This is a genomic window from Serratia myotis (genome assembly GCF_027474885.1).
GTDB classification, from domain to species: Bacteria; Pseudomonadota; Gammaproteobacteria; order Enterobacterales; family Enterobacteriaceae; genus Serratia; species Serratia proteamaculans.
In genome coordinates this window covers 31,536-46,160 of record NZ_CP099708.1, presented here as the reverse complement: position 1 = coordinate 46,160, position 14,625 = coordinate 31,536, and the positions used below count along the sequence as shown (strand labels likewise).

General features: G+C 53.0%; 9 protein-coding genes and 1 pseudogene. 5 read left to right on the top strand and 5 right to left on the bottom strand.

Features of this window, described 5'->3' with window-relative positions; genetic code table 11:
- Positions 1-122: 122 nt before the first annotated feature.
- A complete protein-coding gene (locus tag NHG65_RS26105) occupies positions 123-458 on the bottom strand; it encodes a hypothetical protein (protein ID WP_129942246.1) in 336 nt (111 codons plus the stop codon).
- Positions 459-945: 487 nt separating this feature from the next.
- Here NHG65_RS26105 and NHG65_RS26100 point away from each other — a divergent pair, with 487 nt between their 5' ends.
- Positions 946-1,635, top strand: a complete 690-nt coding sequence (locus tag NHG65_RS26100; protein ID WP_128865557.1) for a hypothetical protein — start codon at positions 946-948, stop codon at positions 1,633-1,635.
- Between the two features lie 31 nt (positions 1,636-1,666).
- Here NHG65_RS26100 and NHG65_RS26095 read toward each other — a convergent pair whose 3' ends face one another.
- Complete coding sequence (locus tag NHG65_RS26095; RefSeq protein ID WP_128865556.1) at positions 1,667-2,356, bottom strand: RES family NAD+ phosphorylase; 690 nt, start codon at positions 2,354-2,356, stop codon at positions 1,667-1,669.
- A gap of 433 nt (positions 2,357-2,789) precedes the next feature.
- On the opposite strand from NHG65_RS26095, the gene NHG65_RS26090 reads away from it, so the two are divergent.
- Positions 2,790-3,413: a DNA-binding protein gene (locus tag NHG65_RS26090; protein ID WP_129942245.1), complete on the top strand. Its 624-nt coding sequence runs from the start codon at positions 2,790-2,792 to the stop codon at positions 3,411-3,413.
- 246 nt (positions 3,414-3,659) lie between these two features.
- Here the strand turns inward: NHG65_RS26090 and NHG65_RS26085 are convergent, their stop codons facing one another.
- The gene (locus NHG65_RS26085; RefSeq protein ID WP_128865618.1) at positions 3,660-3,938 is read right to left on the bottom strand and encodes a hypothetical protein; all 279 of its coding nucleotides are present in this window, start codon (positions 3,936-3,938) and stop codon (positions 3,660-3,662) included.
- Between the two features lie 486 nt (positions 3,939-4,424).
- Between NHG65_RS26085 and NHG65_RS26080 the strand changes: the two genes are divergently transcribed.
- Both NHG65_RS26080 and NHG65_RS26075 read left to right on the top strand, forming a co-directional pair.
- Positions 4,425-7,127, top strand: coding sequence for a TrlF family AAA-like ATPase (locus tag NHG65_RS26080; RefSeq protein WP_128865624.1), 2,703 nt, complete (start codon positions 4,425-4,427; stop codon positions 7,125-7,127).
- Positions 7,128-7,622: 495 nt separating this feature from the next.
- Entirely contained in the window at positions 7,623-7,928 is a 306-nt protein-coding gene (locus NHG65_RS26075) for a hypothetical protein (RefSeq protein ID WP_165366496.1), read from the top strand.
- 164 nt (positions 7,929-8,092) lie between these two features.
- On the opposite strand, the pseudogene NHG65_RS26070 reads toward NHG65_RS26075, so the two are convergent.
- A pseudogene (locus NHG65_RS26070) lies at positions 8,093-10,993 on the bottom strand (Tn3 family transposase); the annotation flags it as partial.
- A 32-nt stretch (positions 10,994-11,025) separates the two neighbouring features.
- Positions 11,026-11,631 (bottom strand): recombinase family protein, encoded by a 606-nt coding sequence (locus tag NHG65_RS26065; RefSeq protein WP_000509966.1) that lies wholly within the window; start codon positions 11,629-11,631, stop codon positions 11,026-11,028.
- 94 nt (positions 11,632-11,725) lie between these two features.
- Between NHG65_RS26065 and NHG65_RS26060 the strand changes: the two genes are divergently transcribed.
- Positions 11,726-14,623, top strand: coding sequence for a Tn3-like element Tn5403 family transposase (locus NHG65_RS26060; RefSeq protein WP_001553819.1), 2,898 nt, complete (start codon positions 11,726-11,728; stop codon positions 14,621-14,623).
- Positions 14,624-14,625: the final 2 nt, after the last annotated feature.

The window sequence follows — 14,625 nt, the reverse complement described above, 5'->3', positions numbered from 1 at the left end:
TGACTCTATAAATGATAAATCCCGTCAGCCCTGGTTGCCATATAACGGCCTGGCTCAAACGGCAACAATTGCCCCTTAACATAACCCGACAGGCTATGCGCCCGGCATAAGGCTCACAGTCTCTAATTGAGCCAAGCAGGACGAAGATCCGGACACTCGAACTCACTATCCAGTAACGACATATGCCAACACACCAGTTCTTCATCCGAGAGATCAAGTGCCATCGCACTTGTCGGCAGGGGGAACAGAGGAGGATCTCGGGGATAGTCGGTCATTTTCCATCCATTACTGCCCGGGGCGTAAAGGCGCCGGGCCACTTCCTCTCCGGCGTCGTCCAACAACAACAGTAAGGTCATAGACACAGCGTCATCATCGGTAGGCTGGCTCGTCCGGTAGAACCACAGGACATTGTCATCCCTTTCATCCCAGACCATGCCCAACAGTTCAGGAAACTCCATATAATTTCTGTCCTTATCATCACTATATTGATAATACGAATAATAGTTATTAGCTATAGAAAAGATCACGTCAGTTATCGTTAACTGGAATATAACCACATAGCGCAATTACCGGATACCCGTCCCGGCATGATCCGATTTTTTTGCATTTAACGATTTTCCGGAAGTGTAGCACGGTTAGGGAATAAGCAAAGCGGCCTTTTCCGGTGCAGGATCCCCTTGTCACGGGCAGGGGAGAAACACAACATCTAGAAGAATACCCAACTGACCAGGTAGCACATGTTGTGTTTGTCGGGGTAGTGGGGGAGGGTAACGGTCAGCGGATCCGGGACTACCAGAACTCGGATCTGAAAATGATGTGATAAGTAAAAACAAAAAAAGCACATAGATTAATAGCTAAAAACTATAAAAGCGGAGCAAGAACAAAACTTGCACAACTTAACGATTTATCGTAATATGTAAGGCATGAAATCGAAAAGGAGGTTTTATGAACACACCAACCCAAAAACGAAACGGTAATGATCGTTCCTCCACTATGCATAATTTTATGGGCAACAGCATTGCTGCAGAGCGTCTTCAGAATTTTTTTCAGGATCTGGCAGAGGAAGTCCGGTCAGGGAAAACACCGATTGATCCTGAGAGCATGGGGAAGACCGACGCGATTTTTACCATGGATACCATCCTGAAGTTTCTTGAAAATCGTGCGGTTAACAGCCTGACGCCGGAAAAAAAACGTCAGCAGCGACGTTTACACAGTAAGGCCCTTTTCCTTCAGACGCTGGAGAATGACGGCGGGGTTTACAACTCAGCTAAAGCTGCAGAAATGGTGGGCAAGAGTAAACCCACTGTTAAAACCTGGAAAGATACCGATCAGTTACTTGCCCTTGATATTGACGGTGAGTTTTATTACCCGGTGTTTCAGTTCACTGATGAGGAAGAGACCTCGGATAAAGGTGTGCTCCGGGGTGTGGCCGAACTGCTGCCTATGCTGAGCAGCTTCAGTGACAGAATGAAATATTCTTTCTTTATGGAACAGAGAAATACTGTCCTGGATGGCCTGAAACCTGCAGGACGTACGTTTACCGTCGCCGACGTTCTGAAAGGCAATCCGGATGAAAAAGTGATGAATGAATTACGCCGGCTGGCTCGCAATTACGGCACACAGAACGCAGTTTAATGAAAGGGGGTGCTTGCCCCCCCTTTATCAGTTATTCCTCAACAGGAATTCCCAGTTCATAAACAAGAATATCCGCCGCTTCCTTACCCTGATATTCAAACTGACTGAGACTTGTCTGGCTCCGGGTTGTCGCCAGCCCGGTTCCGGCTGGATCGTCATGCCATAGAACAAGGCATGGGTCACCGGTGACATTTGACGGAAACTCCATTCCGTCAAACCCTGCTGAATGAACCTTTTCAGCCAGATGATGAGTAACTGCACGTGTTGCCGTTGTCACATCATTCAACCTTAAATCACTGCCTTTAATCAGCTTACTGACCTGAAGGACCCTGATATCTTTCTCAATAGCTACGGTGCCCATCATGTAATTATCGAGATCCGATTCCCTGAGCCCTTTTTTATGCTGAAACACTTCCTTCATTGCCGTGTCAGGAGTTTGGGCCACGTACATGGAGCCATTCTCACCATCATTAAGACTGTAACGGCAATCCTCGCCATTACGATTGAAAAAGACACTGCTTCCGCCGTGACTACCGAGCTGAAGCCGGAACACTTCAGTTCCTGATGGCACGGTCATTCCGTACCGCTGGAGCTGTTCGTCCTGTAACTTCCCGATTTTATCGAGAGCTGCCACGTCCTGTTCATTCATGTCTGCATTTACAGAAGTTTCAACAGTCTGATTAACTTCGTCGTTTAGGTTTACCCCTGATTTTAAACTCATATTGATCACCGCCTTTCTGGTAAGGATTTACATAAGCCATAGGCTTAATCTCCATCGTTTTGATGTTTTGTCCCCCGGGCAGAATGCCCGGCAGGACGATGTATCTGTCGCTGTGCTGACAGACCCTCAAAGCATAAACGATTGAGAATGTTAAACAATGGCTTGTAATGCACAGAGGTACAGAAAAATTACGGGATACAGGGATACAGGGATACAGGGATACAGGGATACAGGGATACAACCGTTCATAAAAGAAAAAGTGCAGATCCGCTTATGCCGTTTTTCGGATCTGACTGGAAAAAGAGAGACACTGACTATATTGTGCGTACTGTATGTATTAACCGTATCGTACTGTATTGGTTGTATTGGCTGTATTGTATATTTTTCAGACACAGGATACACTGTGCATATAACGCACCCACGGAGACACTCCATGAGCAAACTGCCTTCCCCCGACATGGTCCGTCGCATTGAGGACGCCGCGGCGGCCCTCATCGCAGCCGGCACCCCGAACCCGACCAACGTCCAGGTACGCGACCACCTCGGCGGCGGCTCGCTGGCCACCATTTCCCCGGTGATGCGCGCGTTCCGCGCCCGGCAGCGGGCGCAGGAGAACGACCAGGTGTCGGCGCTGCCGGCTGAGCTGGCGCAGCTGCTGACCGGTCAGTTGACCCTGCTGTGGCAGGCGGCCGTTAAACAGGCGGAAACCGGGGCGCTGGCGGCCCGCGAGCAGGCCGACGCCGATATTGAGCAGGCCGACCTGGAGCGCGACACCGCCCTGGCGCAGGTGGCGACGCTGGAGAGCGAGCTGGCGGTGCTGCGGGAAGTGGTCACCGAGCGGGACCGTCTGCTGGCAGAGGTCCGTGAGCTGCGGGCCGAAGCGCTGCCGCTACGCGAGCAAGTGGCGCGACTGACCGCCACCGACGAACACCAGGCGGCGCAGTTGCTGGAAACGAAGGCGGAGCTGAAGGCCGCAAGAGAGGAAAACCGGACCTTGCAGGGCGAACTGCTGGCCCTGGCGCGTCAAGAGTTGACCGGCGGGAAGGCGAAGGCATGAAGACAGAAGTCCGGAAATGCGTGAAAGCATTTCGTCGGACGCTGGAGCTGGCCGCTGGCGAACATAAGGAGCAATGGAATGGAATGGCTCGCTGGCGCACGGATGTCAGGGCATTTCCGGATGGTTTATGATGTGGTCCGCTTGGAATTAGGAAATTATCCCACGCCAAGACTGTTTTGGGGCTGAAGCTCGGTGGAACAAAACTCACTCTGCCTGCAATAGTTAAAAAAGGGGGATTGCCCCCCCTCACTTACCATTTTTACGGTTTTTTTCAGACTTTACGAGCTGATTGATTCGGCCTGGGGTAAGGTTCAGCATGCGACTAACCTCGGCTTGTGATCCGACTTCAGCTACGAGAGCGGCAACGTAACGAGATTTCCCGGATGAGGTCATTCCCTGGTAAGTTGCCCTCGCGTGTTTAGACTGCGTCTCTTTTAGCTGGGTTAATGCTTCTTCGACTTTGCCAAAGCCGATCATCGTTGCATCTTTTAACGCCTTGATCGCATCTGTTTCTGGTTTTGCCATTAAAGACACTCCTTTTGTTTAGTTTTTTATTACTCTTTTTCCTTGTCAAGGCTAGATTACACAATGGTTATTTGTGATTCAAACCTTTTTTTAGCTAAAGATTTTCGTTTAGCTTTTTGAGGGGCTAAATTAAACGAAGGGAAGAAAAAAGCCGCAGTTGCGGCTCAATCAGTGGGCGGTCCTGTTAACCCTAATTCAAGGTGGTACCGCCTGATCTTCAGCAACTGCTAACTGGCCAGTTGGGACTGCAGTGGCTGGCGGTCCGTAAGTATGGGGCAGTTTGGATATCGAAAATTATTGTACGTTTAGGCTATTTTTTGACCTTTCGATTTTAGAAGGTGCTTCGTTCCGATAACCGGGTAATCCCAAACGTCGTTTGTAATGCCCCACAAAGCCGTGACGTTACTGTGGTGCGCCTGTTAAGTCTGGCTTATGATTGAGCGCACACACACAGCAGGTAAACAGCAGGATACGGAGAATAAAAAAATGAAAGGCTCTGAGTGGAATAAATGGGATTTGCATATTCACAGTCCCATGACGTGGATGGCAAGTACATTTAAAGGTCAGGAAGATATTCCGGCATTTATAAAAAAACTGGGAGAGTCAGGAATAACGCTTATTGGTCTGACAAATTATTTTTTCCTGGCAGAAAACGAGATTGAAACCATACGAGATGAAATAGATAGGCAGGGATTGAATATCACTGTTTTGCCAAATGTAGAATTCCGTCTCGCACAACCAAACAAACAGGGAGACTGGATAAACATCCATTGTTTATTCTCTGAAAAAATCCCGACCTTTAAGATAAACCAGGTATTGTCAAACCTGACGATAGCAACGAAATCTGCCGCAGGCAGACCTGTTTATTGTTCAGAGTTGAGTCTGAAAGAAAGTGGAAAAAGTATTTCCGAAATCACTGTCAACTTCGAAGCTCTTTGCGAACATATTTCTTCGCATTTTGAACTTTTCCGCGAAGCCATTATAGCTGTCTGTCCAAATGGCTATGGTGGCTACAGGCCAAACGGTGAGGGGCGATCCAAAGAGGTGGCAACACAGATAGATCGTGAGGGGCATATAATTCTCGACAGCTCTCAGGACTCTCTACCTGTTAGGAAGTTTTTCTTAATGACAGATCGCTATCCCGGCGCTAATAAAAAACCGGTCTTCAGGTGTTCAGATGCACATGGCCTTGAGAAAACAGGCACGTTATTTAGTTGGGTAAAAGCAAAGCCAAGTTTTGAAGGTCTCCGCCAGACGCTGCTAGAACCAGAGGCCCGCCTGAAACTTGAGGAAGACTGGCCGCGGCAGCGCACTGCGAAAGTGCATTTCAGCAGAATAGAGGTCGAGGGGAAGATTTTTGATGGTCAGGAAATCCGCTTCAAAAAGCTTTCAATTCCACTTAATGAGGACATGGTCGCTATTATCGGCGGCCGGGGTACCGGTAAGAGCCTGATACTGGATGGCCTGCAGTCGCGGTTTACGCCATCACGCCCTGAAAACGTACGCGCACGTCCTGTATCGCCGCAACGGCTTTCTGTCCAGCTCAGTAAAACAGATGGGGAGTTTAAGGAGTTTGACGGCATTGATAACTCTTACAGCTATCTTCACGTTTCTCAGGGTGAAATTAAGGATCTGTGTCAGGAGCCTGAAAAAATCAGCGATGAGATAAAGAAAATGCTCCGTCTTCCCCCCCAGTCCTTCCCTGTACCGCTCAGAAACGAGCTGGAATCGAACCTGAATGAATTCCGCAGCCTGTTCGAATTCTTCAATATGAAGAATGAGAAAGGTCAGTTTATAAACCGCGAGGAATATCATACCTCGACTATTTCTGCTGTACAGAAACATATTGATACACTGACCAGCGAGAAAAATCGCGAACTAATTAGAATATTTCAGGAAAATGGTAAAAGCCTTTCGAATATTAACTCTAATCTAAACTGGTTAAATAACTTCCTTAAACAATTATCAGATAAAGAAAGCGAATTAAACGACCAAATTGACTTCATCAATGCGAAGGGAGCTGAAGAACACGTCATACCTCATGTCAACTTCGAACCACAGCGTGGCGTTATCAATAATAAGATCATACTGGCGAAGTCAGAATCTGAAGTAAAGGGAGCGATAAATCATGATATTATTAATCAGTTCCGGCAACAGGGAATAGAACAAGACATATCCGGTCTTCTCGATAAAGTCACCGAATATCAGCAGATGATTAACCGTGCTGAACTTGAGCGTGAAGAGTCGCAGCGCAGGCTGGAACTGGGTAAGAAAAATCTCGAGAACAGAAAAGAGCTTATTAATCGTGTTCTATCACATATCCGGCAGGAAAAGGAAACGGTGGATGCGGCGTTCAATGCCCTTACTGAACCTAAGGAGCATTATACTGCTGATCAGCAGACTCTTGTGGTGGAAATCCTGCAGGATATCGGGATTTATGGTGAGGTGACGTTTGACCGGGATGCGTTTTATGCGGGTGCCCTAAGATGCATGAACGGTGGAAAATTTCGCGCCTCAAGGGAGGGTGAAACCCAGACCGACAAACTTGCAGCACTTTTCAACGTTCACTCCGTTGAAGATTACACTCGCCTGATCAGCAATGAAAATATCCTGAAGATTCAGGACGACAAACAGACAATGACAGACATGTCTCTGAATAATCTGTTGTGGAAGCAGGAATATTTTAACAGTGCGGGGCCTCACGAGCTTCTGGCCCACCTGTTCAGTCCGGACAGGATCTCCGCCTATCTGGGCGTCAAGGCGCAGTTTACCTATAAAGGTAAGACCGTCGAAAAGCTTTCTGCTGGTCAAAGAGGTACGTTCTATGTCTGCCTCAAGCTCGCTACTGATCCGTTTGGTTCACCTTTTGTGTTCGACCAGCCCGAGGACGACCTTGATAACGACTTTATCATGCACCATCTCGTCCCACTGTTCCGTAAGATAAAGCAGTACAGGCAGGTCATCATTGTGACTCACAATGCCAATCTGGTAGTGAACTGCGACGCTGAGCAGGTTCTGGTGGCCAGCAACAATGATGAGGTGATCACCTATCGCTGCGGAGCGCTGGAAGCAGGAGAGTTGGCGCACGGAAACACCATGCGTCAGGCCATCTGCAACGTGCTGGAAGGCGGACATCTTGCTTTTGAACAGCGTGAACGTAAATACGGTCTGCTGAGGCCAGCTCTCTAGCGTTATCAGACGGTGGGCAGCACTGGCTGTCCATCATCCAGGTACTGTGTGGTGCATGTATTTTTCAGATTGCTTATTTTCAGAGTAAAAAAGCGGAATTGGCCTTCAACCCCCTAGGCTGAAGCCTAGCAAAATCTAAAAGGTCAAAAAATATCCATAACGTAAAATAATTTTCGATATCCAAACTGCCCCCAAGTAGGCTGACTACGGCATCGATCGGGCCGACCAGGAACGCGACGCTGCCTTGGCAACGGTGACACAGCTGGAGTCCGAACTGGCGGTACTGCGGGAAGTGCTCGCCGAACGCGATCGGCTACTGAGTGAGGTACGTGAGCAGTGGGGCGACTCACTGCCGCTGCGCAAGCAGGTAACCCCCCAAGTCTTATCACTTAGCTGGGGTATAAGGCGGTCAGCAACACCCCCGTTACCGCCGCCACCCCATATGCAGACGTGCAGGCGTCTGATACTCAAGAGATTATACCGCAGTCTCCAGTAATGGCTACCATCGCCAGCGCAAACAACGTAAGGCTGTTAGTTATTGATGAAGCCGGAGACGAAGACTGGATCGATGAGGACGGCACGCCGTTCCTGCAGACCGTTCACCTCCGAGGTACGATGAGTTCAACGCCCTCATTGACGCATTTTTCCCCTGAAATTGACGGCAAAGGGCTGACTGAGGAGCATCTGCAGGAGGCAATGCAGATCCTGGATCAGTTTCCACCAGACTGGCACATCGAAGACCTTGACACGGGCGAACGGTATGACATGCGCCAGCTTCAGGTAAAACTGCATCATCTATAACCCAACGATGCAGAGTGGAGTGGTCAACAAGAATACCGCGCTCTGCCATCATCTCTTCGAGGGTACGCAGGCTCAGGGCATAAGCGAGATACCAGCGAACACACTGAGCGATAACATCAGTGGGGTATGCAGGGGTCGTCTCAGAAAACGGAAAATAAAGCACGCTAAGCCGGTGGCAGCGGTCGCAATGGCCTAAACTTCCCCGCACCGACCTTGGCGCTGCTGCGCCATAGGTAATCGCCGGTCAGGTTGATGTGCTCCCACCCCAGCGGCGACAGATATTGCAACAATGTGTCGTCCAGCGCCGTACCGTTGCCACGCAAAGCACTGGTGGCACGCTCCAGATATACCGTGTTCCACAACACGATGGCCGCCGTCACCAGATTGAGGCCGCTGGCCCGGTAGCGCTGCTGCTCAAAACTGCGGTCGCGGATTTCACCCAATCGGTAGAAGAAGACCGCCCTGGCCAGCGCGTTGCGCGCCTCGCCCTTATTCAGCCCCGCATGGACGCGGCGGCGCAGCTCCACGCTTTGCAGCCAATCCAAAATGAACAGCGTGCGCTCGATGCGCCCCAGCTCGCGCAACGCCACGGCCAAGCCGTTCTGGCGCGGGTAGCTGCCGAGTTTGCGCAGCATCAGCGAAGCCGTTACCGTGCCTTGCTTGATGGAGGTGGCCAGCCGCAGAATTTCATCCCAATGGGCGCGTATTTGCTTGATGTTCAGCCTGTCGCTGCTAATCATCGGCTTGAGCGCGTCATAGGCGGCATCGCCCTTGGGGATGAATAGCTTGGTTTCGCCCAAGTCACGGATACGCGGCGCGAAGCGAAATCCCAGCAAATGCATCAAGCCAAACACGTGATCGGTGAAGCCTGCCGTGTCGGTGTAGTGTTCCTCGATGCGCAAGTCCGACTCGTGGTACAGCAGGCCATCAAGCACGTAAGTTGAATCACGAATGCCCACGTTGACCACCTTGGCACTGAAGGGCGCGTACTGGTCGGAGATATGGGTGTAGAAAGTCCGTCCTGGACTGCTTCCATACTTCGGGTTGATATGACCAGTGCTTTCTGCTTTGCTGCCGGTTCTGAAGTTCTGGCCGTCCGACGATGACGTGGTGCCGTCACCCCAGTTGCCGGCGAAGGGTTGCCGAAACTGCGCATTCACCAGCTCGGCCAGCGCCGTCGAATAGGTTTCATCGCGGATGTGCCAGGCTTGCAGCCAAGACAGCTTGGCGTAGGTGGTGCCAGGGCAGGACTCGGCCATTTTGGTCAGACCCAGGTTGATCGCGTCGGCCAGGATCGTCGTCAACAGCAAGGTTTTGTCCTTGGCCGTGTCGCTGGTCTTCAGGTGTGTGAAGTGGCGGGTGAAGCCCGTCCATTCATCGACCTCCATCAGCAACTCGGTGATTTTGAGGTGCGGCAGCAGCATAGCTGTCTGGTCGATCATGGCTTGCGCGGCGTCTGGTACTGCCGCGTCCAGCGGCGTGATCTTCAGGCCTGACGCGGTGGTGATGATGGCATCCGGTAAGTCGTTGGCCGCAGCCATGCGGTTGACTGTGGCGAGTTGCGCCTCCAACAATTCCAACCGGTCATGCAGGTATTGGTCGCAGTCGGTGGCCACTGCCAGCGGCAATTCGCTGGCCAGCTTCAAAGTGGCGAACTTCTCGACCGGCACCAGGTATTCGTCGAAGTCCTTGAACTGGCGAGAACCCTGCACCCAGACATCACCGGAGCGCAGCGCGTTCTTCAGCTCCGACAGGGCGCATAACTCGTAGTAACGCCGGTCGATGCCGTCGTCGGTCAGAACCAGCTTTGCCCAGCGCGGCTTGATGAATGCGGTTGGCGCATCGGCGGGCACCTTGCGCGCGCTGTCGCTGTTCATGCCGCGCAGCATGTCGATGGCATCGAGCACACCCTTGGCGGCGGGCGCAGCCCGCAATTTGAGCACGCCCAGGAACTGCGGCGCGTAGCGGCGTAGCGTGGCATAGCTTTCACCGATGTGGTGCAGGAAATCAAAGTCGGCAGGCCGCGCCAATGTTTGCGCTTCGGTGACGCTGGCGGCGAAGGTGTCCCAGGGCATAACGGCCTCGATGGCGGCGAACGGATCGCTGCCGCTTTGCTTGGCCTCAATCAACGCTTGACCGATGCGCCCATACATCCGCACCTTGTCGTTGATCGCCTTGCCGGAAGCCTGGAACTGCTGCTGATGCTTGTTCTTGGCCGCGTTGAACAGCTTGCCGATGATGCGATCGTGAAGGTCGATGATTTCATCGGTGACGGTGGCCATGCCTTCGATGGCCAGCGCTACCAGCGTGGCATAGCGTCGTTGCACCTCGAACTTTGCCAGATCAGCAGGCGTCATCTGGCCACCTTCACGAGCGATTTTGAGCAGGCGGTTCTGGTGAACCTGCCGCTCGATGCCTGCGGGCAGATCAAGTGCTTGCCAGGATTTCAGGCGCTCAATATGTTCGAGCATGTGGCGAGAGTTCGGTTTGGCAGGCGACTGGCGCAGCCATGCCAGCCACGTCACTTTACTGCCGTCCTTGCGCTTGAGAAGTTCGTCCAGGCGCTGACGGTGGGGTGATAACAAAGAATCGGTCAGCGCCGCGTAAATGCGTCGGTTGGCACGGGTGATGGCCTCGGCGCTTGCGCGCTCGATGGCATTCATGGCGGGCAGGATAATGCTCTGCCGCCGCAGATTCTCGACAAGTGCGCTCGCCAGCACGATGCCTTTGTCGGTCTGCAAGGCCAGCTCGGTCAATGTATGCACGGCTTGCCGATAGTGGCTCATGGTGAAGGGCTTGAACCCAAAAACCGTTTGCAGCTCGACCAAGTGCTCCCGCCGTGTCTGTTCGCGCTGGCCGTACTCGCTCCAACTTTCCACTGGCATCTTGAGTTGCGCGGCCACCATGCGCAACAGGGGCGGAAACGGAGGCTCATCGACGCCCAAAAAGGTGCCAGGGAATCGCAAGTAGCAAAGCTGCACAGCGAAGCCCAATCGATTCGCGGCGCCGCGACGCTGACGGATCACCGACAGGTCGGTTTCGTTGAACGTGTAGTGCCGTATCAGGGGTCGGTTCCGGCTGAGGGCGAAATGACACCCTAAGCGTTAGCTCTGTGTCGTTGCACGATGTCAGCGACGGTATTCTTGCTGATACCGAGCTCGCGTGCGATCCAGCGATAGCTGCGTCCCTCGGCCCTCATCGCAACCACCTTAGGCAAAAGTCGGTCTGATTTTGGTCGCACTCCGGCCTGACGACCAAGCCTCTTACCACGTGCCTTCGCAACAGCAAGGCCTGACTTGACCCGCTCGCTGATGAGATCCCGCTCAAACTCCGCAATGCCGGAAAGAAACGTCGCCAGCATTCGTCCATACGGCGACGAAAGATCGAACGCCATTCCATTCATGGCTATCACGGAAACCTTCCAGTTCTCCAGTTCACGTAGCGTATTGAGCAGATCGAGCGTCGAGCGCCCCCACCGGGAAAGCTCAGTGACCAGGATTGCATCAATTTGTCTGGACTGGGCAAGCGCCAGGACTTTCTTTCGCTCGGCCCGGTCGAGTTTAGTTCCTGAACCTGTTTCCTTAAATATTCCCACCACGTCGTAGCCGGCACGGCCGGCGAAGGCTCGCAGATCAAATTCCTGGCGTTCACAAGACTGATCCGCTGTTGAAACCCGGCAGTAAATGGCGGCACGATGTCCCAATTGAACCCTCCTGGATTTTTGTATCGGAACGCCCTGATTTATATGGGCTGGCTGTTGTCCAAAACAGACTATACTTCAAAAGGGACGAATTTGTATGTCACGACGCCATATTTTCACCGAACGGCAGCGAGCAGCGCTGTTCGATCTGCCCACGGACGAACTGTCGCTACTGAAGTTCTACACGCTGGGCGATGATGACCTGGAAAACATTAGGCAGCGCCGCAGACCGGAAAACAGGATTGGCTTTGCCCTGCAACTTTGTGCCTTACGATATCCGGGCCGTGCACTGGCTCCTGGTGAGATGATCCCGCGTGAAGTCCTTTCCTTCGTCGGTGCTCAGCTTGGAGTTCCGGCTGATGCGCTTCTCACTTATGCCACACGGCGCCAAACCCGTCAGCAGCACATGGACACGCTGCGCGAAATTTACGGCTACAAGACCTTCACGGGCCGTGGTGCCCGTGATCTGCGGGAGTGGACTTTCGGCCAGGCCGAAGATGCCAGATCAAACGAGGATCTTGCTCATCGTTTTATTGTGCGGTGTCGGGAAACTTCCACCATTCTGCCCGCAGTATCGACAATCGAGCGCTTGTGCGCGGATGCTCTGGTCGCCGCTGAGCGGCGGATTGAAACGCGGATTGCGGAAAATTTAACAGCGGATGTTCGCGATCACCTGGACAAACTTCTGAGTGAAATGCTCGCCGGCAATATCAGTCGTTTCATCTGGCTTCGCAACTTCGAGGTTGGTAACAACTCGGCTGCTGCTAACCGTTTGCTCGACAGGCTCGAATTTCTGCGTACCCTGAATATCAATCATAGTGCTTTGGCCAGCATACCTGCCCATCGCATTGCCCGGCTGCGTCGGCAGGGTGAACGCTACTTCACCGACGGTTTGCGTGACATCACTTCGGACCGCCGCTGGGCGATCCTTGCCGTCTGTGTTGTGGAGTGGGAAGCGGCGATTGCTGATGCCATAGTCGAAACCCATGACAGGATCGTAGGAAAAACCTGGCGGGAAGCGAAGCGCCAGCATGACGAAACAATTTCCGGCTCTAAAGCCACACTCACGGATACGATCCGTACCTTCACCGCGCTGGGAGCTTCGTTGCTTGAGGCCCGCAGTGACGGAACCCCGCTGGAGATGGCTGTCGCCAGTTCGGTTGCATGGGACCGGCTCGCTCAACTGGTAGCGACAGGGACTCAACTCAGCAACACGCTAGCCGATGAGCCTCTTGCATATGTCGGGCAGGGATACCATCGCTTTCGTCGTTATGCGCCCCGCATGTTGCGCTGTCTGAAGCTCGAAGCCGCGCCGGTCGCCGGACCATTGGTAGCAGCAGCTTTGTCGATCGGAGAGATGAAAGGTGTTGCATCGCCAGAAAGGCGTTTCCTGCGGCCCAGCTCCAAATGGAACCGTCATTTACGAGCTCAGGAAAAAGGAGATACCCGTCTTTGGGAAGTGGCGGTACTCTTTCACCTCCGGGATGCTTTTCGTTCCGGAGATGTCTGGCTCGCTCATTCGCGCCGCTATGGTGACCTCAAGCAGGTACTGGTGCCGATGATCGCGGCGCAGGAAAATGCAAAACTGGCCGTGCCTTCCAACCCACAGGATTGGCTGGCAGACAGAAAGGCGCGACTCACGATCGCTCTTAAGCGGCTGGCCCGGGCTGCCCGTAACGGCACTATTCCGCACGGTAGCATAGAAGATGGAACGTTGCGGATCGACAGGTTGACAGCAGACGTGCCGGATGGTGCCGAGGCACTCATACTGGATCTGTATCGCCGAATGCCGTCCGTTCGGATTACCGACATGCTGCTTGAAGTTGATGCAGCCCTTGGTTTCACAGATGCGTTTACCCATCTGAGAACCGGGGCTCCATGTCGCGACCGGATCGGTCTGCTCAACGTCCTGCTCGCTGAAGGGCTCAATCTGGGCCTGCGTAAGATGGCGGAAGCTACAAACACGCATGATTACTGGCAGCTCTCACGCCTTGCCCGCTGGCATGTTGAAAGCGAAGCCATGAACCAGGCATTGGCAATTGTGGTGGCCGCGCAGGGTAAACTGCCGATGTCACGCGTCTGGGGGATGGGCACGTCAGCATCGAGCGATGGTCAGTTTTTCCCGACAGCGCGGCATGGCGAAGCCATGAACATGGTCAATGCCAAATATGGTTCTGTTCCCGGCCTCAAAGCGTATACTCACGTAAGCGACCAGTTCGCGCCATTCGCTTGTCAGTCGATCCCGGCGACCGTGAGCGAGGCACCGTATATTCTCGATGGACTACTGATGAACGAGGTCGGTCGCCATGTTCGCGAACAGTATGCCGATACAGCAGGATTCACCGACCATTTGTTCGGAGCCAGTAGCCTGCTCGGCTACAATCTCGTTCTGCGAATCAGGGATCTGCCATCGAAGCGGTTGTACGTATTTAATCCCGATACGACCCCCAGGGAGTTACGCAAGTTGGTAGGTGGAAAAGCCCGGGAGGATCTTATCGTTGCGAACTGGCCTGATATTTTCCGTTGTGCCGCGACGATGACCGCTGGCAAAATCAGGCCCAGCCAACTCCTGCGCAAGCTCGCTTCTTACCCACGACAAAACAACCTTGCAGTTGCGCTTCGTGAAGTTGGTCGTATTGAACGGACCCTTTTCATTATTGAGTGGATCCTGGATACGGACATGCAGCGGCGTGCTCAGATCGGTCTTAACAAGGGAGAGGCCCACCATGCGCTCAAAAATGCGCTCCGTATCGGGAGGCAGGGGGAAATTCGCGATCGCACGACAGAGGGGCAGCACTACCGAATCGCTGGGCTCAATTTATTGACTGCGGTGATCATTTACTGGAATACCGTCCATCTTGGTCATGCCGTCACGGAGCGGCGGAACGAAGGGTTGGATGTTCCCCCTGAATTTCTTCCCCACATATCCCCATTGGGCTGGGCGCACATTCTACTGACTGGCGAATATCTTTGGCCCAAGGAACCGAAAGCTTAGGG

Coding starts and splice junctions, on each gene's coding strand:
- NHG65_RS26060 (WP_001553819.1), top strand. CDS start 11,726: ATGTCACGACGCCATATTTTCACCGAACGGCAGCGAGCAGCGCTGTTC.
- NHG65_RS26105 (WP_129942246.1), bottom strand. CDS start 458: ATGGAGTTTCCTGAACTGTTGGGCATGGTCTGGGATGAAAGGGATGAC.
- NHG65_RS26095 (WP_128865556.1), bottom strand. CDS start 2,356: ATGAGTTTAAAATCAGGGGTAAACCTAAACGACGAAGTTAATCAGACT.
- NHG65_RS26080 (WP_128865624.1), top strand. CDS start 4,425: ATGAAAGGCTCTGAGTGGAATAAATGGGATTTGCATATTCACAGTCCC.
- NHG65_RS26090 (WP_129942245.1), top strand. CDS start 2,790: ATGAGCAAACTGCCTTCCCCCGACATGGTCCGTCGCATTGAGGACGCC.
- NHG65_RS26100 (WP_128865557.1), top strand. CDS start 946: ATGAACACACCAACCCAAAAACGAAACGGTAATGATCGTTCCTCCACT.
- NHG65_RS26075 (WP_165366496.1), top strand. CDS start 7,623: ATGGCTACCATCGCCAGCGCAAACAACGTAAGGCTGTTAGTTATTGAT.
- NHG65_RS26085 (WP_128865618.1), bottom strand. CDS start 3,938: ATGGCAAAACCAGAAACAGATGCGATCAAGGCGTTAAAAGATGCAACG.